The organism is Pseudomonas sp. ACN8, from assembly GCF_002303925.1.
Classification (GTDB): Bacteria; Pseudomonadota; Gammaproteobacteria; order Pseudomonadales; family Pseudomonadaceae; genus Aquipseudomonas.
The window spans coordinates 54,314-75,121 of record NZ_MRCS01000006.1 but is presented as its reverse complement, the minus strand read 5'-3'; the positions used below and the strand labels follow the sequence as shown (position 1 = coordinate 75,121).

The window sequence follows — 20,808 nt, the reverse complement described above, 5'->3', positions numbered from 1 at the left end:
GAGCAATGCAAAGCCTTACTCTGTCCCGCGCACCCTTGGCGCTAGCCATCGAACGGCAAAGGAAATTCCGAACGGTCGTGCCGGGCGCGCTGCTGACCCTGTTGCTGCTGGGTACGTCCCAGGTCGAGGCAGCCCCGGTGAACGTCAATGTGCCGGCTCAGTCGCTGGCCAGCGCATTGCGCCAACTGGGCCAGCAGACCAACCTGCAGATTCTCTACAGCCAGGACATGGTCAACGGCATCAAGTCCACGGCGGTGTCCGGCAACATGGAACCGGAACAGGCACTGAAAACCTTGCTGCTGGGGAGCGGCATCAATTTTCAGTTGAATGGCAACACCGTGTCGCTGGTGCCATCGGCCGGTGACTCCAGTGCACTGCAACTGGGTGCGACGTCCATCACCGGCGTGGCGCTGGGGCCGACCACCGAAGGCACGCACTCCTACACCAGCGATGAAGTGACCATCGGCAAAGGCAACATCAAGCTCAAGGACATCCCGCAGTCGGTGTCCGTCGTCACGCGCCAGCGCATGGACGACCAGAACCTCAACAGCCTGCAGGACGCCATGCGCCAGGTCACCGGCGTGACCATCAAAACCTACAACTCCGGTTCCAGCCTCAACGACGTCTACATGCGTGGCTTCCTCGTCGATCAGGTGCAGGTCGACGGCGTCTCGCAGCCCACCGGCCAGGGCGACATGGCCACCAGTTTCGACCTGGCGATGTACGACCGCATCGAAGTACTGCGCGGCCCGTCGGGCCTGTACCAGGGCGCGGGTGAACCCGGCGGTACGATCAACGTGGTGCGCAAGCGCGCCCTGAGCAAATTCGCCCTCGGTGGCGAACTGGCCGCCGGCTCTTACGATCGCTACCGTTCTTCGGTGGACGTCACCGGCCCGCTGAACGAACAGGGCACCGTGCGCGGTCGTTTCATCACCGCCTACGAGAACAACCAGTCCTTCGTCGACTACGCGCAGAACGAACGCCCGATGGTCTACGGTCGCCTGGAATTCGACCTCGACCCGGCCACCACCCTGTCGGTAGGCGGCGCCTACCAGAAGAACAACTCCACCCCGGCCTTCGGCCTGCCGGCCTACGCCGACGGCTCATTGCTCGACGTACCGCGCTCGACCTTCGTCGACGCCAAGTGGAACACCCTCAACGAAAAAGTCTGGGAATCCTTCGCCGAACTCGACCACGAACTGGACAACGGCGGTCAGTTCAAGACCACCCTGACCTACCGCGACGCCGAAACCCCGGAGCGTAACTTCACCTGGGCCGACGGCGCGGTCGACCCGGCCACCGGTGACAGCTGGGCCGTGGCCTACGACTACTACACCCACATCAAGACCGTCGGCGTCGACAGCTTCGTCACCACGCCGTTCGAATTCGCCGATCGTCGGCACGAGTTCACCGTGGGCGCCGAGTACCAGCATCTGGACAAGGACTTCACCTACGGCGGCGGCGAGTACTTCCCGATCAACGTGTTCGATCCGGGCAGCATCGACATTCCCCGCAACGACTATGCGCACGTCAACGGCAACTGGTCCAAGTCCGATCAGTACGGCGTCTACACCCGCGCCAAGTTCAACGTCACCGACTGGCTCGATGTCATCGGCGGCAGCCGTGTCACCTGGTACGAAAGCGACGCGAAGAACGCCAACGCCTTCTTCAACAACTTCGGCGAAGCCCACACCAGCATCAACCGCAAGGTCGTGCCGTACGGCGCCATCATCGGCAAGATCACCCCTGAACTGTCGACCTACTTCAGCTACACCGGCGTGTTCAAACCGCAGAGTGAAATCGGCACAGACGGCCAGCCGGTCGGCCCGCGCGAAGGCAAGCAGTACGAGATCGGCCTCAAGCGCGAATTCTACGACGGACGCCTGAACGCCAGCGTTGCGGCCTTCCGCATCTACGATGAAAACCGCGCCGAGTACGACAACACCTCCGGTGCCTACATGACCGAAGGCAAGGCCCGCAGCCAGGGTTGGGAAACCGAGCTGAGCGGCAACCTGACCGACAACTGGAGCATCGTCACCGGTTACGCCTTCACCTCCACCAAGTTCCTGGACGGCGATCAGGCCAACAAAGGCAAGACCTTCAGCACCATCACGCCCAAGCACAACTACAACCTGTGGACCAAGTACGAGTTCACCGACGGTGCGCTGAAGGACTTTAGCGTCGGCGGTGGCGTGCGTGTAGTCAGCGACACCTACTACCAGCGTGATGTGAAGTTCAAACAAGGCGGCTATGCCGTGACCTCGGCGCAGGTGGGCTACAAGTTCAACGAACACCTGTCGTCGACACTGACCGCCAACAACCTGTTCGACCGCAAGTACTACGACCGCGTCGATGCCTCCTGGGGCACCAACTTCTACGGCGACCCGCGCACCCTGACCCTGAGCCTGCGCGCGCAGTACTGATGGCCGGCTGACTCCACTTGTAGGAGCGAGCATGCTCGCGATGGTCGTTAACGATAACGCGTGTTTACTGGTTAAACGCAGCGCTCTTGAGTCCATCGCGAGCGAGCTCGCTCCTACAGTAGTGAGCCGGTTCCGTTTTCTGCTTGTGCAGCGGCCCTGAGTTGCTCGGTATCGACGCGGACAAACGTGGAGTCCCCGACAGCGGTCAGGACATCCCCGGCGAAGATCTCGCAGATGACCCGGCTTTTGCGCCCGACCTCGCCCTCGACTCTTGCACGCAGTGTCAGGGGGACACCCATCGGGGTGGGCTTGATGTACTTGATGCCCAGGTTACCGGTGACGCAGGTGATGTGGGGCAAGCTGCCCACCTCGCGTTGCTCTGCCCGGTAGTGATAAGCCATCGCCGCCCAGTTGGAGTGGCAATCGACCAGCATCGCGATCAAACCGCCGTAAACCAGACCCGGCCAGCCGCAGTACTTGTCTTCCGGCAAATGCTCGGCCATGACATGCACCCCGTCTTCATGCCAGAAGCTCTTGATGTGCAGCCCGTGCGGGTTCTGGCTGCCGCAGCCATAACAAACGCCTTCGGGCGCGGCGATGTCTTGAAGTGGAGTGTCCTGCGGGGTCATAGCGTGTTCATCCTTAATACGGGCAGCATCGGGCCGATGTCGATATTACATAGCCGATACGGGATGCGGAAGATAGCTCGGCAGCCCCCTGTCCGTGGCTTAAGGACTATTCCTTCAGGCGTGAAAATTGCTGAACCAGGAATGCGCTCACGGTGGCTGCACAGGCTGCCCATGCACAAGCCACCTGCCAATGCCTGAATGGACCGAGCGTATCGCCCATCAGGAAACCGCTTGAAAGCAAAAACAGAAACAATGCGACGGCTGCCAGGACCAAACGTGGAATCGCCAGCAGCCATCGCCACCAGGCACCGGGTTCGAAGCGCCGCGTAATCCATCGGCTCAACCCGGTCAGCCCCGCCAGCAACGATGCAACGATCACCAGCAGAAGCGGAATGATAAGGAGAGCCAGCATGGGCTCGACTTCTCCGCCGTCCTCACCGGGTGTGTAGAAGTTTTCTGCCCAGATGTCGCTGCACAGGGCGAAGGTCAGATAAATGACTGCGACAGGAGCGATGGGGAATATCAGGCAACCGATGAGGTTCTTTTTAAGATCCATCATTGAATCGTCCTTGGTTTTTTCAGACCTTCGTGCGATGAGGGCTCGCATGTCAGCCATCACCCGATCGTGCGGGACATTCGGGCGTGGGTCGTCTATCGAAGCTTGCACCTTGGCGCGGAACCAGCGGTCATGGCTGGCGGCCTGCTCTTCGGTCTGAAGCCCTGAAACGATGGGGGACGGTTCGGCTTTCATTTTGGCCTCCAAAGCCGTTGTCGTCATTGGCAATGATGAATGTCACTGGCTTACCCGGCGTGCGTCGCGTCACATCGTAAGCGCTGTACTTCCGAGGGCCAACCGCAAATTTTCGTAGGACTCTTCCTGCCGACTCCGAGGAATTCAACGCTCTTTGACAAGGCAAAACAGCAGGTTAAAAACCACTCGACAGCGCCTGTTTAAGCGACCTACAGGTTACTTCGTGAAAGCCACAACGCCTTGCGCCGTTGCCTACAGGTACGCCAGAATCCGCCGGCTTGTGCGCCTTGGGGGTCGTCGGTAACTTGATTCCGTCACTGATTTCCAGTGATCGGGTTTAGTAGCCCGATGAGGTTGAACGGTTGCACAAGTTTCATCCAGTCGGACATTCGTCTGCACTTGATGGTGGCTGTGTGCATGGCGCCCTCGGGCGCGCCGGTTCGCTTCCTCACCGGTCTACTAACTTGCGCACAGCCGCCACCCTTTCGTTTAGTAGCGAGATGGTTGTGGGCTCACTACTAGAGGAAGATTTTTATGTTCAAGGTAACTCCAAATCCGCCGGAAACCGACCCGGCCTCCCCTTACGAAAGCCCCGACTCCAAACAATTCCACGAAGCCGCCGAGCGCGCGCTCAATCACTACCTCAACCCGGGCGCCAACATCATGGCCACCCCGCGCACACCCAGCACCATGTTCATCGTGAACCCCGAACTCAGTACCGAAACCCTGCTGGTGCACGCCTGCGAATCCCTGGCGTCGGCCAATGTCATGGCCAACGATCTGGTGGATCATCTGGAGGGGACAAGTCGCCATGCGCTGTTGGGGATTGCGCAGGTGATCATGCTGGGGGAACTGGCGGTGAATCGGGCGCTGGATCGGCTTGATCCGCCTTAGTTATCCGATTCAGCGCAAAACGAACTGTAGGAGCGAGCCTGCTCGCGATGGCGGTGTGTCAGACACATTGAAGTTGAATGTGCTGCCGCCATCGCGAGCAGGCTCGCTCCTACAAGGGGTACGGTGTCGCTGATCACTACGCTATGCGTCAGGTCAAACTCTCGCCGATCTGCGCCGCCAGTTGCATCAGCATCCCCGGCACTTCCTGGACCATCTCGCCCATGCGCGCAAAGTCGTGGGTCATGCCGGACTTTACCTCCAGCACAACGGGTTGCCCCCCGGTCCGCAGTTTCTCGGCCCAGGCCAGGCCTTCGTCGAGCAGTGGATCGTATTCGGCCAGCCACAGCACCGTCGGCGTCAGCGCTTGCACGCACTCGGCGTACAGCGGTGAAAAACGCCAGTCGGCACGATCCGCTTCACTGCGTTGGTACTGCTGGTAGAACCACTCCAGCGTGGTGGCTTCCAGCAGGTAGCCTTCGGCGAATCGCTCAAGGGACGGGCGCTTTTTTACTGCGTCGATCACCGGGTACAGCAACACTTGCAGGCGCGGCACCAGTGGCCAGCCCAATGGGTCCTGGGCAATGGCGATGCACAGCGATGCCACCAGGCTGCCGCCGACGCTGTCCCCCGCCAGTGCAATGCGTCTGGCGTCCAGCCCCAACGCCTTGGCTCCGGTGATGGCCAGCCAACGGGTGATGTCTTCGGCATCGTTGTAGGCGGTGGGAAAACGGTGTTCCGGCGCCAGCCGATAGTCCGCCGACAACACGGCAAACTCCCCCGCCAGCGCCAGGCGCCGGCACAGGGTGTCGTGGGAATCGAGGCTGCCCACCACGTAGCCGCCTCCATGGAAGTACAACAACACCGGGCGCGGTTCGCTGTCCGGTTGCTGTTTGGCATACAGCCGTGCGTTGAGTAAATGCCCGTCCCGCGCGGCAATGCTGACCGCCGTCACCGTCAAGGCGCCCGTCGGCGGCGCATCGAGCAGCTGCGAAGTCTGTTCGAACTGCTGCCGCGCTTCTGCGGGGCTCAGCTCATGCATGGGTTGGCTTTTGCCGCTGAGGCGGCCGAACTCGGCCAGCTCTAGAAATCCTTCGATGTCCGGGTGCAGTGCCATGGGCGGTAGTCTCCAAAAATAAAAAGCTCGCCCAATAAACGAACAGTGAGGACCGTTCATTAGGGCGAGCCTGTTTTTGTCGCGGGCAAGCCCTAGAACTGCGGCACGACCTCCCGGCCTAGCGCCGCCACCACGGCGTCCAGGCACTCATCCTGCTGCAGGATATCGAAGTGGCCGGCCATCACCGTTTGCACCTTGCGCAGCCGTGGTTGCTGACGCTCCAGGGTCGTGCGTTCGGCCGTCGGGTTGCCATCGGCCCACCAGCAATGCAGTTCGGCCTGCACAATCGGCAGGGTTTCGACCTGCCGCGACAGCGCCTTCAAGCGTGTGCTGACCATGAACGTCTGGGCCAACTCGTCGGCACCAAGCAGCGCATAACCGCTGGCCTGATCGCTTTCGCTGTCGATCACCGCGCGAATGATCCGCGCCACGGCGTCGTGGTCCCCTGCCGACTCGGTAGTCAACACCCGGGCAATCACCTCGCCATCCATGCCCAAAGTTGCACCGAGGAACTCGGCCAGATCCGTACGCCACTCATCCGGGCTGGCGACGGCATTGGCCTGGGTCGGTACAAAGCTGTCCACCAGACCGACGAATGCCACACGCTGCCCCTGCTGTTCGAACAGGTCACTCACCATCAACGCCAACGCCCCGCCCAGCGACCAGCCCAACACGTGGTACGGCCCCTGGGGTTGCCGGGCGCGGATTGCCTCGACGTAGTCGGCGGCCATCTGCGCAAGCGAGGTGTCGTGCCATTGCCGGTCGAGCAGCATTCGGCATTGCACGCCGTACACCGTGCGCTCCCCCTCCAGGCGCCGGGCCAGTGGCTCGTAGTCGAACACCGTGCCGAAACCGGCGTGCAGGCAGAACAGCGGCGGCTGATCATTCACCACCTGGTTGAGCAGCAACAGCGGTTGCGGACTCTGCCGCACGGGCTGTTCATCGACTCCGGACAACCCGGCAATCGTCGGTTTGGCCATCATGTCCCGCAGCTTGAGCTGGAAGTCAGGCTCGTTCAGGGCGCGGACTTTCGAGATCACCTTGAGGGTGCGCAGCGAATCGCCGCCCAACTCGAAGAAGTTGTCGGTGATGCCGACCTTCTCGATACCCAATACCTGCTGCCAGATCTCCGCCAGCGCCCATTCCAGCGGCGTGCGCGGGGCCATGTATTCGCGACCGCTGAAGGCCGGGGCCGGCAGGGCCTTGCGGTCGAGCTTGCCGTTCGGGGTCAGCGGGAAGCGCGACAGCACCACGACCTGCGTCGGCACCATGTAGTCGGGCAGGCTTTCGCGCAATGCCGCCTGGCAACGCGGGCCGAGGCCATCGTCTTGCGCCGCGACCACATAGCCCACCAGTTGCGGCCCCTGGCCGTTGTCCCGCACCACTACCAACGCATCGTTGACCCCGGCCTGCTCGCGCAAACGGGCTTCGATTTCGCCCAATTCGATGCGGAAGCCGCGCACCTTGACCTGATGGTCGATGCGCCCGACGTAATCGAACACGCCATCTTCGCGCCGGCGCACCAGGTCGCCGGTGCGGTACAGGCGCCCGCCCTCGGCGCTGAACGGGTCGGCGACGAAGCGCTCGGCAGACTGCCACGGGTGACGGTGGTAGCCGCGCGCGACACCCCGTCCGCCGATATACAGCTCGCCGACCATGCCCACCGGCAACGGGTTGAGGTCCATGTCCAGCACGTGCAGGCTGCGGGCGCCGACGCGTTGGCCAATCGGCGCGTACATCGCCTGGCAGTGGCCGTCGGCGGCGATTTTCCACAGCAACGGCGTGACCACGGTTTCCGTCGGACCGTAGCCGTTGACCAGGTATTGTGGCTTGAGGGTGTGCTTGACCCGTTCGAAGGTGGCGTCCGGCACCGCATCGCCACCGAAGCAATAGATGCGCACCGGCGGCGGATCGCCGCCCTGCAGTTCGGCGTGCTCGGCCAGTTGCAACAGGTACGCCGGCGGGAAGCAGGCGACGCTGATGCGCTGGCGGTGCAGCACCGCCAGGGTCTGTTCGGCGGTCCACAGGGTGTTGTCGCGGATCACCAGGGTCGAGCCGCTGATCAGCGCGGTGATCCAGCGTTCATGGGCACCGTCGAAGGCGAACGACATGAAATGCAGTTCGCGATTGTCCGGGTCCATCTCGTACAGCTCGGCGATGGCTTGCACGTGCATGCTCAGCGGCCCGTGGGACACGGCGACGCTTTTCGGCTTACCGGTGGAGCCCGAGGTGTAGATCAGGTAGGCCAATTGCTCGGCGTGCACGGAACACGAAGGCAGCGTCACATCGACATCAAGGTTCAAGCGATCCACGGCGACCATCGTTGTGCCCGGATTGAGTTGTGCGCTATCGCGCAGCCGCTCCTGGGTCAGCAGCAGACGCATGTCGCTGTCGGCCATCATGTAGCGCAGGCGTTCCTGCGGGTATTGCGGGTCCAGCGGCACATAGGCGGCACCGCACTTCATCACCGCCAGCAGCGACACCACCAGCTCCAGCGAGCGCTCCATGAACACGCCGATCACGTCTTCGGCCTGCACGCCCCGTTCCAGCAAATGCACCGCCAAGGCGTCGGAGCGACGGTCCAGCTCGGCGTAGCTCAACTGCTCGGCGTCACGCTCGGCATGACTGAGCACCAGCGCCGTGTGATCCGGTTGCAGTCGCGCACGCTGACGGATCAGCTCGTGCACCGGCGTCTCGCCCCCCTCGGCCATCACCGGCAGCTCGCCGTCCAGCGCCCGGCCTTCGTCCAGGGTCAGCAGGCCCAGCTCACCGACGGCGCGCCCGGCGTCGTCGCACAGGCGCTGCATCAGGCTTTCCATGTGGCCGCGCAGGATTTCCACGGTGGTCAGATCGAACTGATCGCGCTGGTGCATGTACTCGATGCGCAGCCCTTCATCGAGGCTGACCATCAGATCCATGGCAAAGCTGGTCAGGCCGAAATCGGAAATGTCCTCGAAGCGCAGCGAGTCGCCGTTCCATTCGCGCAGGGTGCGGTCCACCGGCTGGTTTTCGAACACGATGATGCTGTCGAACAACGACTGTCCGCCTTGCCCGGCCCAGCGCTGGATATCGCTGAGCGGGGTTTGCTGGAAGTCGCGGATGTCGAGGTTGTAGGCCTGGAGTTCGCGCAGCCAGTCACCGACGCGGGCTTCAGTCGGCACCGTATTGACCACCGGCAAGGTGTTGATGAACAGCCCGAGCATGTTCTCCGAGCCGTTGAGGGTTTCCGGACGCCCGGACACGGTGGCGCCGAAGGTCACCGTGCGCTGGCCGGTGTAGCGCTGCAACAGCAACAGCCACGCGGCTTGCACCAGGGTGTTGAGCGTCACTTGCTGTTGCTGGGCAAAGGCCTGCAAACGTCCGGTCTGCGCGGCACTCAGGTGCGTATAGATTGCGTGGTAACCCGCCTGCGGCGCCTTGACCGGCAAAGCGCGGGCCAGGTGCGTGGCGCCTTCGAGGTTGGCGAGCTTGCCTTTCCAGAACGCCTCGCTGGCCTCGGCGACTTGCTGGCCGAGCCAGTCGATGTAGTCGCGATAGGCGGCCACCGGCTCGTGCTCGTCGCCACTGTAATGGCGCAGCACTTCACCGATCAGGCGCGACACGCTCCAGCCGTCCATGAGGATGTGGTGATAGGTCCAGATCAGGCGATAGCGGTCGTCCTCCAGGCGCACCAACAATAGGCGCAACAAGGGTGCGCGGTTCAACGAGAAGCCACGTTCGCGCTCCTCGAGGGCCAGTTGGCGCACACGCCCGGGCTGATTATCCAGACCACGCCAGTCCAGTTCGGTGAGCAATGACGGCGCATCACGCAGCACCACTTGCAGCGGTTCCTTGTCGCCTTCCCAGAGGAATGCGGTGCGCAGAATCCCGTGACGCCGGGCGGTGTCGGCCCAGGCTTCACGGAAACGCGCGCCATCAACCCCGCGCACGCCCACTTCGATCTGGTTGACGTACAGCCCCGAGTCGCCGTCCTGCACCGAGTGGAACAGCATGCCCTGCTGCATCGGCGACAGCGGATAAACATCCTCGACTTCGTCCGCCGTCAGTTCCAGCGCCTGATATTGCGTGTCACTCAGTTCGATTTTTGCTGTCGGTGCGAACACAGTCGGTACAGCTTGATCCTCCCCGACCGGTTGAGCGACCGAGGCCAGTTCGGCGATGGTGGGATGGCTGAACACGTCCTTGGGCGAAATGCTCAACCCGGCCTTGCGTGCGCGGCTCACGGCTTGGATCGAGACGATGGAATCACCGCCCAGTTCGAAGAAGTTGTCCTGCATGCCAATCTGCGGCACTTCGAACAACGCCTGCCACACCGCTTGCAGCGTTGCTTCCACGGCATTGCGCGGCGCAACGTATTCGCGCACTTGCTGGTCCGGCTGCGGCAATGCGCGGCGGTCGAGCTTGCCGTTGGGCGTCACCAGCAACTGTTCGAGCAGCAGCACGTGGCTCGGCTGCATGTGCTCGGGCAGCGCGTTGCGCAGGTGTTGCTTGAGTGGATCGAGGGCAGCATCACCTGTGACGTAAGCCACCAGTTGTTTGGACTTGCCAACGTCGAGGGCGATCACCACCGCTTCGCGCACCGATGGATGCTCCAGCAGGCAGGCTTCGATTTCCCCCAGCTCGATGCGCAAGCCACGGATCTTCACCTGATGGTCGATGCGCCCGACGTATTCGATCACGCCGTCCTCGCGGTAACGCGCCAAATCGCCGGTGCGGTACAGGCGCTCGCCCTGCTCACCGAACGGGCTGGCGACAAAGCGCTCGGCGGTCAGGCCCGGACGGTTGTGGTAACCACGGGCCAGGCCGATGCCGCCCAGGTACAGCTCACCCACGCGACCTTGCACTTGCGGTTGCAGGCTGTCGTCGAGGATGTAGGTCACCAGGTTGGCAATCGGATAACCGATCGGGACGCTGACGGCGCCGTCATCGATGCAGGTCCAGTGGGTCACGTCGATGGCCGCTTCGGTCGGGCCGTACAGGTTGTACAGGCCAACGTTCGGCAGCACGCGGAACAGGCTGTGCTGCAAGTCTGCCGACAGGGCTTCGCCGCTGCACAGGATCTGCCGCAGGCTGGCGCAACGCTCGAAGCCTTCTCCCTGGACAAACGCCTGCAACATCGACGGCACGAAATGCAGGGTGCTGACCTGGTACTGCTCGATCAGGCCGACCAGTTGCGCCGGATCGCGATGGGCACCCGGTTCGGCCACGGCCAGGCGTGCGCCGGTCATCAATGGCCAGAAAAACTCCCAGACCGACACGTCGAAACTGAACGGGGTTTTCTGCAACACGGTGTCGCGCCCGTCCAGTGGATAAGCGCCCTGCATCCACGCCAGGCGGTTGTACAAGGCATCGTGACGGTTGGCCGCGCCCTTGGGTTTGCCGGTGGAGCCGGAGGTGTAAATCATGTAGGCCAGCGATTGCAGCTCGACCACGCAGGGCAGGTTTTCTTCGCTGCGGCCTTCGAGCAACGGCGCCATGTCGTCCAGGCAGATCGCGGTGGTGGCGGCTGGAATCGGCAACTGCTGCAGCAAATGCCGTTGGGTCAGCAGCAGGTGTACGCCGCTGTCTTTGAACATGTGTTCCAGGCGTTCGCGCGGGTAGTCCGGGTCCAGCGGTACATAGGCGCCACCGGCCTTCATGATCGCCAGCAGGCCGATCACCAGTTCCAGCGAACGCTCGGCGGCAATGCCCACCAGCACTTCGGCGCCGACGCCCTGGCTGCGCAGGTAGTGCGCCAGCCGGTTGGCCTGTTGGTTGAGCTCGCGATAGCTGAGGGTCTGGCCGGCAAACACCAGGGCCGGGGCCTGCGGGGTTTGCAGCGCCTGGGCTTCGAAGCACTGGTAGACCGGGCGCACATCCGGCCAGGCCTGCGCGGTGCGGTTGAAGCCTTCGACCTGCTGCGCCGTTTGTTCGGCATCGAGCAGGCTCAGGCGCCCCAATGGCTGCTGTGGCGCACGGACCATGGCATCGAGCAACGCCAGCAGACGTGCGCTCAAGCCTTCGATGGCTTCGGCGCTGAACAGCGCCGTGTCGTAGTTGAAACGCAAGTCCAGGCATTCACCCAGCTCGGCGGCGATGGCCAAGGGGAAGCTGGTCTGGTCGTGGTGACTGATACCGGAGAACTTCAGCGCACTGGCGTTACCCTGCTCCAGCGCTTGCGCCACCGGGTAGTTTTCGAACACCAGCAGTGTGTCGAACAGCGCCTCGCCAGAATGACCGGCCCAGCGCTGCACATCTGCCAGCGGCGTGTATTCGACTTCGCGTAACCTGAGGTTGAGCGCCTGGACTTCATCGATCCATTGGCTGACCGTGCGCTCGGGGTGCGGTGTGGCGATCACCGGCAAGGTGTTGATGAACAGACCGATCTGCTGCTCGATGCCTTGCAACTCGCTCGGACGCCCCGACACTGTGGCGCCGAACGCCACAGTCTGCTGCCCGGTGTAGCGCTGCAACAGCAACAGCCACGCCGCTTGCAGCAGAGTGTTGGGCGTGACGCGGGCCTGACGGGCAAAGCCGCTCAGGCGTTCGGTGGCCGCGCGGTCCAGGCTCAGGTGCAGGGTGCGATGAGCACCGCCCTGCCCTGCAACCGGTCCTGGCAAGGCGCCGGCCAAACGGGTCGGCTCGGTGAACGACTGCAATTGCTCCAGCCAGAACGCTTCGCATGTGGCGCGATCACGGCTGCCCAGCCAGGTCATGTAATCGCGATATCCGCCAACGACTGGCGCCGGTATGACACCGGAGTAGCGTTGCAGCACTTCGCCGAACAACTGCGAGGTACTCCAGCCGTCCAGCAGGATGTGGTGATTGGTGAAGATCAGGTGATGGCGGTCAGCGGCGGTCTGCACCAACGTCAGGCGCAGCAACGGCGCCACCGTCAGGTCGAAACCGCGCAAACGGTCGTCCTCCGCCAGGCGATCCAGCGCTTCGGTCACCTTGGTTTGATCGCGCCAGTCGAGCACAGTCAGCGGCAGCGTGGCGTCGGCGAGGATCACTTGCAGCGGCCGCGAGCCGTTGCTTTCACTGAAGAACGCCGCGCGCAGCACTTCATGGCGCTGCAGCGTCTGTTGCCAGGCATCGCGGAACGCCTCGACGTCGAGACCCTGCACATCCACGCGCATCTGCGGGATGTAAGCCCCGGCATCCGGGGCGAACAGGCTGTGAAACAGCATGCCTTGCTGCATCGGCGACAGCGGCAGGATGTCTTCGATCCGGCTGGCCGCCAGCGGCAAGGCATCCAGCTGCGCCTGATCGACGCGCACCAGCGGCACATCGCTCGGGGTCAGGCCGCCGGCACCGCTGAGGCAATGTTCGATCAGTTGCTGCAGTTCCACCGCATAGGCGTCGGCCAGACGCTGCACGGTCTGCGGGTTGAACACGTCACCACTGAAGGTCCAGCTCAGGCGCAGTTGCCCGGCATACACCTGGCCGTTGATGCTCAGGCCCCGGTCCAGTTCGGCCGATGCTCCCTGCTCGGCGCCACCGTTTTCCTTGGCCGGGCGCCACGGCGCCTGTTCGTCGAAGCTGGCGTCGAACTGGCCCATGTAGTTGAAGGTGACTTGCGGTGACGGCAGATCCTCAAGGCCGGCGTCGGCCAGATAGCGCAGGATGCCGAAGCCGATGCCTTTGTCGGGCACGGCGCGCAGCTGTTCCTTGACCGCTTTGACGCTGCCGGCCAGATCAGTGGCCGGAGTGAGTTTCACCGGAAAAATCGAGGTGAACCAGCCCAGGGTGCGAGTGAGGTCGATGTCGTCGAACAGGTCCTCACGACCATGGCCTTCCAGTTTCACCAGGGTCGAAGTTTGACCGGTCCATTGGCCCAACACCCGCGCCAGCGCCGTCAGCAACAGGTCGTTGACCTGGGTGCGGTAAGCCGCTGGAGCATCTTGCAGCAATTGCCGGGTCAAGGTGCTGTCGAGCAGCGTTTCCACGCTCACAGCGTGCTGGCTGGCCAGGCTGCCCTGGGGGTTTTCGACGGGCAGTTCAACTTGCACGTCGCGGTACTGGTCTTGCCAGTAACTGGCCTGGCTGGCCAATACAGCACTTTGCGCATGGGATTGCAGGCGAGCGGCCCAGGTCTGATAGGCGCTGGTTTTCGCTGGTAGACGCAGGGGTTGGGCTTGCTGCGCCTGCTGGTAGGCCGTTTGCAAATCTTCCAACAGCAACCGCCAGGACACGCCGTCCACCGCCAGGTGATGCACTACCAGCAGCAGGCGCTGTCCAGCCGCGCCCATGTCCACCAGCAAGGCGCGCAACAGCGGACCGTCCTGCAGATTCAGGCTGGCTTGCGCGGCGTTGCACAGCTCAAGCAATTCATCGGCATTGGCGGCCTGGCGCTGCCACAGCACCTCGGCGCTGTTCCACTGCTCGGCTTGAGCCTGCTGCCAGACGCCGTCGACATTGCGCAAACGCAGGCGCAATGCATCGTGATGCTCCACCAACGCGGCCAATGCCTGTTGCAGGTTGGCGCTGTCCAGTGGTTCACGCAGTTCCAACAGCAGCGACTGGTTCCAGTGATGACGGGCTTCGATGTCCTGCTCGAAGAACCAGTGCTGGATCGGCGTCAGCAGCACCTCGCCACGCACCGGCCCCTGGTCGATGAGCAACCCGGCGCTGCGTACCGCGACCTTCGCCAGGCTCTGCACGGTCTGGTGCTGGAACAGGTCCCGGGGGGTGATGCGAATCCCGGCCTGACGCGCACGGCTGACCACCTGGATCGAGATGATCGAGTCGCCGCCCAGCTCAAAGAAGTTGTCGTCGATGCCTACGCGCTCGAGCTTGAGCACGTCCTGCCAGATCGCCGCCAATTCGGATTGCAGCGCATCCATCGGTGCCGTGTAAGCCTGCTGCGCCAGCGCCGCGTCAGGCTTGGGCAATGCACCGCGATCCAGCTTGCCGTTGCCGGTCAGCGGCCATCGGTCGAGTTTGATCAGATGCGCCGGCACCATGTAGTCCGGCAAACCAGCCTGCAAATGTTCACGCAGGCACTGGCGCAAATCGCTGTCGCCGCCGGTCGCGGTGAACCACGCGACCAGTTGCGAGCTGCCATTGACCTGTGGCGCCAGCACCAGCGCCTGCTCGATGGCCGGATGGCTTTGCAGGCGATCCTGGATTTCCCCCAGTTCGATGCGGAAGCCACGGATCTTCACTTGATGGTCGATACGCCCGGCGTACTCGATGCTGCCATCGGCGCAATACCGCGCCAGATCGCCGGTGCGGTACAGGCGCGCGCCCGACTCGGTGGCGAACAGGTCCGGGACAAACCGCGTGGCGGTCAGGTCGGCACGCTGGTGATAACCGCGAGCAAGGCCAGCACCGCCGACGTACAACTCACCGACGCAACCCTTGGCCACCGGGTTCAGGCGCGGGTCGAGCACGTACCAGCGCAGATCAGCGATCGGCTCGCCCAGCGGCGAGCTGTTGGCGCCGTCGAGGTCGGCGCGGGACAGCGCTCGGTAGGTCACGTGCACCGTGGTTTCGGTGATGCCGTACATGTTGATCAGCAACGGCTGCCGGTCGTCGAAGGCGTCGTACCACGGACGCAGGCTGGCCACGTCCAGCGCCTCGCCGCCGAACACTACATAACGCAGGGACAGGTTTTGCGCATTGGCGCAGGCGAACGGCATCAACTGGCGGAAGGCCGAGGGGGTCTGGTTGAGTACCGTGACACCCTCATCCCTGAGCAAACGAGCGAAGTCTTCCGGGGTACGACTGACCGCATGCGGCACCAGCACCAGCTTGCCGCCGTAGAACAACGCGCCAAAGATTTCCCACACGGAAAAGTCGAAGGCATAGGAGTGGAACAGGCTCCAGACATCGTCGGCGTTAAAACCGAACCAGTGTTCGGTGGCACTGAACAGCCGCGTCAGGTTGCTGTGGGGCAGCAGCGTGCCTTTCGGTTTGCCGGTGGAACCGGAGGTGTAGATGACGTAGGCCAGATTCTCCGGCGCCGTCAGGTTCGGCAGGTTGTCGGCGCTGGCTTCAAACAGCCAGTCGCTGGCGTGATCGAGGCAGATCACTTCAATCTCTTCGTTCAACGGCAGACGCGGCAACAGTGCGGAATCGGTCAGCAACAGGCGCGTGCCGCTGTCTGCGAGCATGTAGGCCAGACGGTCCTGCGGGTATTGCGGGTCCAGCGGCAGGTAGGCGCCTCCGGCCTTGAGGATCGCCAGCAGGCTGACGATCATCTCCAGCGAACGCTCCAGGGCGATACCCACCAACACGTCAGGACCGACTCCGCGCTCGCGCAGGTGATGGGCGATGCGGTTGGCGCGGCGATTCAGTTCGGCGTAAGTGAGGGTGACGCCGTCGCAGGTCACGGCAATGTTGTGCGGGTGCGCGGCGGCCTGGGCTTCGATCAGTTGATGGGCGCAAAACAGGTTCGGCTGATCGCTGGTCAACCCGGCAGTGCGATTCCAGTCGAACAGAGTGGCCTGCTGCTCGCAGGCATCGAGCATGGACAGGTCCGCCAGGGCAACCGTGCTGTCAGTGCAAATCGCCTGCAACAGGTTCAGCCAGTGCCGGCCGAGGCGCTCGATGGTCGAGGCGTCGAACAGTTCGGTGGCGTACACGAACGACGCATGGATGCCCTCGTCGCCCTCGACGGTGTCGAGCATCAGGTCGAACTTGGTGGTCTTTTCGTCCCAGATCAGCGGTTCGACGCTCAGCCCCGGCAGGTCCCAGCGTTGCGGGTCGCCGCTGTCGCTCTGGTGGTTGAACATCACCTGGAACAGCGGCGTGTGGCTCAGGCTGCGTTCCACGCCCAGGCCATCGACCAGTTGCTCGAAGGGCAAATCCTGATGGGCTTGCGCGCCGAGTGCCGCGGCTTTTATCTCGGCCAACAATTGCGCAAACGGCTGGTCGGCCCGCGGCTGGCTGCGCAGCACCTGGGTATTGACGAAAAAGCCCAGCAGGTTTTCCACGTCCTGGCGGGTGCGGTTGGCAATTGGCACGCCGACGCGGATGTCCTGTTCGCCGCTGTAGCGGTGCAACAGCGTCTGCAATGCCGCCATCAGCAACATGAACAAGGTGCAGCCTTCGCGGCGGGCAAGATCCCGCAGTGAGGCGGTCAACGCCGGGGAGATTTCCAGTTCGACACTGGCCCCCTGCTGGCTTGGAATGGCCGGGCGACGACGGTCGGTCGGCAGGTTCAGTGGCGGATGCTCGTGCCCCAACTGTTCGCGCCAGTAATTGAACTGGCGTTCGGCCTCGCCAGCCTCAAGCCACAGGCGCTGCCAGCGGGCGAAGTCGGCGTACTGGATGCCCAACTCCGGCAGCTGCGCAGACTGCCCGGTACTGAACTGCGCATAGAGCCGGGTGAACTCCTGCAACAGGATCGGCAGCGAGCCGCCGTCGGTGACGATGTGGTGGAAGGTCAGCACCAGCACATGTTGCTGCGCATCGAGGCGGATCAAGCGGCAGCGCATCAACGGACCGCTGTGCAGATCGAATGGCTGCTCGGCGTTCAGGGCGATCTGCCGTTGCAGTTCGGCCTCGTCGCCAGCGCTGACTTCCACCAGCGGCGCATCCATCCATGGGTGAATCTTTTGCAGCACTTGCTGCTCATCGAAGACGAAGGTGGTGCGCAGTACTTCGTGACGCTGTACCAGCGCGTCCAGGGTTTGCGCCAGCGCCTCAGGGTTCAGCTCACCGCTCAGGCGGAAGGCACCGGTCAGGTTGTAGGCAGTGGCCTGGGGCTGCATCTGCCAGAGGAACCACAAGCGCTGCTGCGCGTAGGACGCCGGCAGCGTGTCGACGGCGCGGTCCCGTGGCGGGATCGGCAGCAGTTCCAGGGTCAGCCCCTGGGCATGCATCTTCTGTTGCAACGCACGCCGGGCGTCCGCGCTCAAGCCGCAGAAACGCTGGGCCAGGGTCATCATTCTGTCCGGTGCGGCACTCATCGCGCGTGTTCCTCATCCACTTCGTCAAACAACGCTTCAAGGGCGTCTACATCGTTTTCTTTGTGTTCACTGTGCTGGTGTAACTGCTCGATTTCCGCCGCCAGTCGCTCCAGGGTGTCACCGTCGAAAAACAGCTTGAGCGGGATCGCCAGGTTCAGTTCTTCCTGAATCCGCGCACGAATGCGCGTGGCCAGCAGCGAGTGCCCGCCGAGTTCGAAGAAGTTGTCGTGCACACCGACGCGCTCGACCTGCAGCGCTTCGACCCAGATCGCCGCCAGGGTCTTTTCCAGGTCGTTGCGCGGCGCGACAAAGACGCTGCGGCGCACATCGAGATCGAACAAGGCCTGGCGATTGAGTTTGCCGTTGGGCATCAGCGGGAAACGCTCCAGCACCTGCAAGCGCGCCGGCTGCATGTGCTCGGGCAGCGCCTCGGCCAGATGGCTGCGCAATTCGTTGAGGCGGATCTCGGCGGTGTCGGCCGGTGACACCACGAAGCCCAGCAGTTGCGGACCGGTCGGGGTTTCGTGGGCAATCACGGCGGCGTCCTCGATGCCCGGCGCGTTGCGCATGGCCGACTCGATTTCCCCCAGCTCAATGCGGAAGCCGCGGATTTTCACTTGATGGTCGACCCGGCCCAGATACTCCAGCACGCCATCGGCGCGATAGCGCGCCAGGTCGCCGGTGCGATACAGACGCTGGCCCGCCGCCTTCGCGAACAGGTCGGGGACAAAACGCTCGGCCGTCAGCGTGGCCCGTTGCAGATAACCCCGGGCGATGCCGGCGCCACCGACATACAGCTCGCCTTCGACGCCCACAGCCACCGGTTGCAGGTCCGGACCGAGCACGTGGAGGCGCATGCCGGCAATCGGCTGGCCGATCGGGATGCTGTCATCGTCCTGGTCAAGCGGCAGTTCCCAGGCCGAACACCACACGGTGCCTTCGGTCGGGCCGTATTCGTTGACCAGCGCCACCCCCGGCAATGCCTCGCGATGTCGCTGCACCAGTGCGTTGCCGCAGGCTTCGCCAGCGACGATCACACAGGCCAGTGCCTGGCGGTCGAGGTGCTCGAGAATCTGCGCGTGGTAGGACGGCAGGGTCAGGTAGTGGGATATCTCTTCCTGCTGGATCAACGCCGCCAGTCTGGCCGGATCCTTGTAGTTGTCTTCGTCCGGCAGGCACAGGGTCGCGCCCTGCCCCAGCGCCCAGAAAACCCCGGCCACCGAGCTGTCGAAGGAGAACGACGAGAGCATCAGAAATGCGCGCAGTGGCTGGCGATAGAAAGCGTTGCGCGCCAGGGTCGAGGCCAAGGCGTTGGCATGGTTGACCATCACGCCCTTGGGCATGCCGGTGGAACCGGAGGTGTAGATGACGTAGGCCAGGTTGGCGCTGTCGCCCTGTGGCTCAGGCCGGGTTGACGCGGCGGACCAGACTTCGGCCCCCGGCATCAGGGAAACCACACGCTCACTGTGCAACGCGTCTGGCAGCGGCTGGCAGGCCAGTACCTGGCGCGCGCCGGTGTCGGCGAGCATGAACGCCAGGCGCTCGATCGGGTAGTTCGGGTCCAGTGGCAGGTACGCAGCGCCAGCCTTGAGCGTGCCCAACAGGGCGATAACCATCTCCAGAGAACGTTGACCGTAGACCGCAACGATTTCATCCGCCGCCACCTCTTGGGCGCGCAAGGTATTGGCCACTTGGTTGGAGTGCGCATCCAGTTCGGCATAGGTCAGGCGCTGGCCGTTGACACTCAGGGCGATGCGTTGCGGATGCAGGCGCGCCTGTTCACTGAACAACTCGTGCAGGAACTGGCACGGCAAAACCTGCTCGGTGGCGTTCGGATTGAAGCCTTCGATCAGACGGGTCCGCTGCGCGGCACTGACCAGATCAGCCCCGGCCAGGGTCAGTTCGGGCGACGCCAACAGTTGCCGACTGAACTCGGCAAACTGCCCCAGCCACTCGGCCAGCATCGATTCAGGCAACGCACCGTCGAGACACGACAACTGCAACTGATCGCCCAGCACTCGCAAGCGCAGGACTTCCGGGTTGCCGTCGTCCACCTCGATTGCGGCCTCTTCGCCAGCCTGATGGACGAAGCCGTAACGCAGCGGCGCGGTGCCTTCGGTGCTCAATTCAAATTCATTGAGGCAATCGAGCCACGACAGCGACTGTTCGACGCTGGCGGCAAAGGTTGCCAAGGCTTGCGCCAGAGTCTGCTGGCTGCGGTATTCGAAGGCCACCGGCAAACGCCGGGCGAAACGCCCGAGGGTGGCGGCGGTCTGCTCGTTGCGACCGTCCACCTGCCAGCCGATCAGGCCTTTTTCCTGTTGGCCGATGCGCGCCACGAATGCGCTCCACAGCAGTAACGCGACCTGAGGTGCCTCGACGTTCGACTCATCAGCCAGTCGTTGTACCCCGGCGTACCAGGTGGCATCGCTGAGCGTGACCTGACGGCGAGCCAGGGACACTTCAACGGTTTTTTCGAACGGCAAACGGTGGGTCACGGCGAATTGCTGTTGCAGGTTGCGCCAGAACGCGGCGCCCTGGTGGCCGATGTCTTCTTCGCGCAGTTCTTCCTGCCAGGCGCTGTAGTCCAGGTATTGCAGCGCGTCCTCGTCGTCGCCCAGGGTTTCACCGCGCAACAGGCTGCCCAGTTCACTCGCCAGCACCCGCAGCGATGCCTCGTCGAAGCTGCATGCCGGGGCCAGCAGGGTGATGAACGGCTGCCCTGCTCCGTCTTCAACTTGCGCCACCACCAGCGCCTGATTCGAATCTTCAATCATGACTTCACGGCTGCGACTCAAGGCTTCGGCCACCGAAGGCTGGCTGCCCAGAAGTGTGAGTGGTAACCCAGCGCACAGGCTTTGCACCGGCCACTTCATGCCCGGCAAGCGGCGGTAGACCGTGCGCAGGGTTTCATGACGCTGGCCCAGTGTCTCCAGCGCCGTGCGCAACGCCAGGGCGTCCACTGGCCGGGCGACCGGCAACGTCAGCGCGGCGAATAGCGGCCGAGCGCCCAGCGCCTGGGCACGCAAATAAAAGGCCTGCTGGGCCGAAGTCTGGAATACGTCTACCGAAGGTTCGAGGGCGGTGGTGTTCATGTCGG

General features: G+C 63.4%; 6 protein-coding genes and 1 pseudogene. 2 read left to right on the top strand and 5 right to left on the bottom strand.

The window, feature by feature from the left end:
* Positions 1-5 precede the first annotated feature (5 nt).
* Positions 6-2,423 carry a TonB-dependent siderophore receptor gene (locus BSF44_RS04955; RefSeq protein WP_095942531.1) on the top strand — a complete coding sequence of 806 codons (2,418 nt, stop codon included), beginning with the start codon at positions 6-8 and terminating at the stop codon, positions 2,421-2,423.
* A 113-nt stretch (positions 2,424-2,536) separates the two neighbouring features.
* On the opposite strand, the gene BSF44_RS04950 is transcribed toward BSF44_RS04955, so the two are convergent.
* Positions 2,537-3,052: a PaaI family thioesterase gene (locus BSF44_RS04950; protein WP_095942530.1), complete on the bottom strand. Its 516-nt coding sequence runs from the start codon at positions 3,050-3,052 to the stop codon at positions 2,537-2,539.
* A 574-nt stretch (positions 3,053-3,626) separates the two neighbouring features.
* Positions 3,627-3,803 (bottom strand): annotated as a pseudogene (locus tag BSF44_RS04945) (antitoxin); the annotation flags it as partial.
* 534 nt (positions 3,804-4,337) lie between these two features.
* Between BSF44_RS04945 and BSF44_RS04940 the strand changes: the two are divergent.
* Complete coding sequence (locus BSF44_RS04940) at positions 4,338-4,697, top strand: DUF6124 family protein (RefSeq protein WP_095942529.1); 360 nt, start codon at positions 4,338-4,340, stop codon at positions 4,695-4,697.
* A 148-nt stretch (positions 4,698-4,845) separates the two neighbouring features.
* Here BSF44_RS04940 and BSF44_RS04935 read toward each other — a convergent pair whose 3' ends face one another.
* The 3 genes from BSF44_RS04935 to BSF44_RS04925 all read right to left on the bottom strand — a co-directional run bounded on the left by BSF44_RS04935 (position 4,846) and on the right by BSF44_RS04925 (position 20,803).
* Positions 4,846-5,811: an alpha/beta hydrolase gene (locus tag BSF44_RS04935; protein ID WP_095942528.1), complete on the bottom strand. Its 966-nt coding sequence runs from the start codon at positions 5,809-5,811 to the stop codon at positions 4,846-4,848.
* Positions 5,812-5,903: 92 nt separating this feature from the next.
* On the bottom strand, positions 5,904-17,708 hold the full coding sequence (locus BSF44_RS04930; RefSeq protein ID WP_095942527.1) for an amino acid adenylation domain-containing protein: 11,805 nt from the start codon (positions 17,706-17,708) through the stop codon (positions 5,904-5,906).
* Positions 17,705-20,803 carry a non-ribosomal peptide synthetase gene (locus BSF44_RS04925; protein WP_095942526.1) on the bottom strand — a complete coding sequence of 1,033 codons (3,099 nt, stop codon included), beginning with the start codon at positions 20,801-20,803 and terminating at the stop codon, positions 17,705-17,707. Before BSF44_RS04925 ends, BSF44_RS04930 begins: the two co-directional genes overlap by 4 nt.
* Between the last annotated feature and the right edge of the window lie 5 nt (positions 20,804-20,808).

Bases quoted from the DNA above. Each gene is read 5' to 3' on its own strand.
- BSF44_RS04955 (WP_095942531.1), top strand. From the start codon at position 6: ATGCAAAGCCTTACTCTGTCCCGCGCACCCTTGGCGCTAGCCATCGAA.
- BSF44_RS04950 (WP_095942530.1), bottom strand. From the start codon at position 3,052: ATGACCCCGCAGGACACTCCACTTCAAGACATCGCCGCGCCCGAAGGC.
- BSF44_RS04940 (WP_095942529.1), top strand. From the start codon at position 4,338: ATGTTCAAGGTAACTCCAAATCCGCCGGAAACCGACCCGGCCTCCCCT.
- BSF44_RS04935 (WP_095942528.1), bottom strand. From the start codon at position 5,811: ATGGCACTGCACCCGGACATCGAAGGATTTCTAGAGCTGGCCGAGTTC.
- BSF44_RS04930 (WP_095942527.1), bottom strand. From the start codon at position 17,708: ATGAGTGCCGCACCGGACAGAATGATGACCCTGGCCCAGCGTTTCTGC.
- BSF44_RS04925 (WP_095942526.1), bottom strand. From the start codon at position 20,803: ATGAACACCACCGCCCTCGAACCTTCGGTAGACGTATTCCAGACTTCG.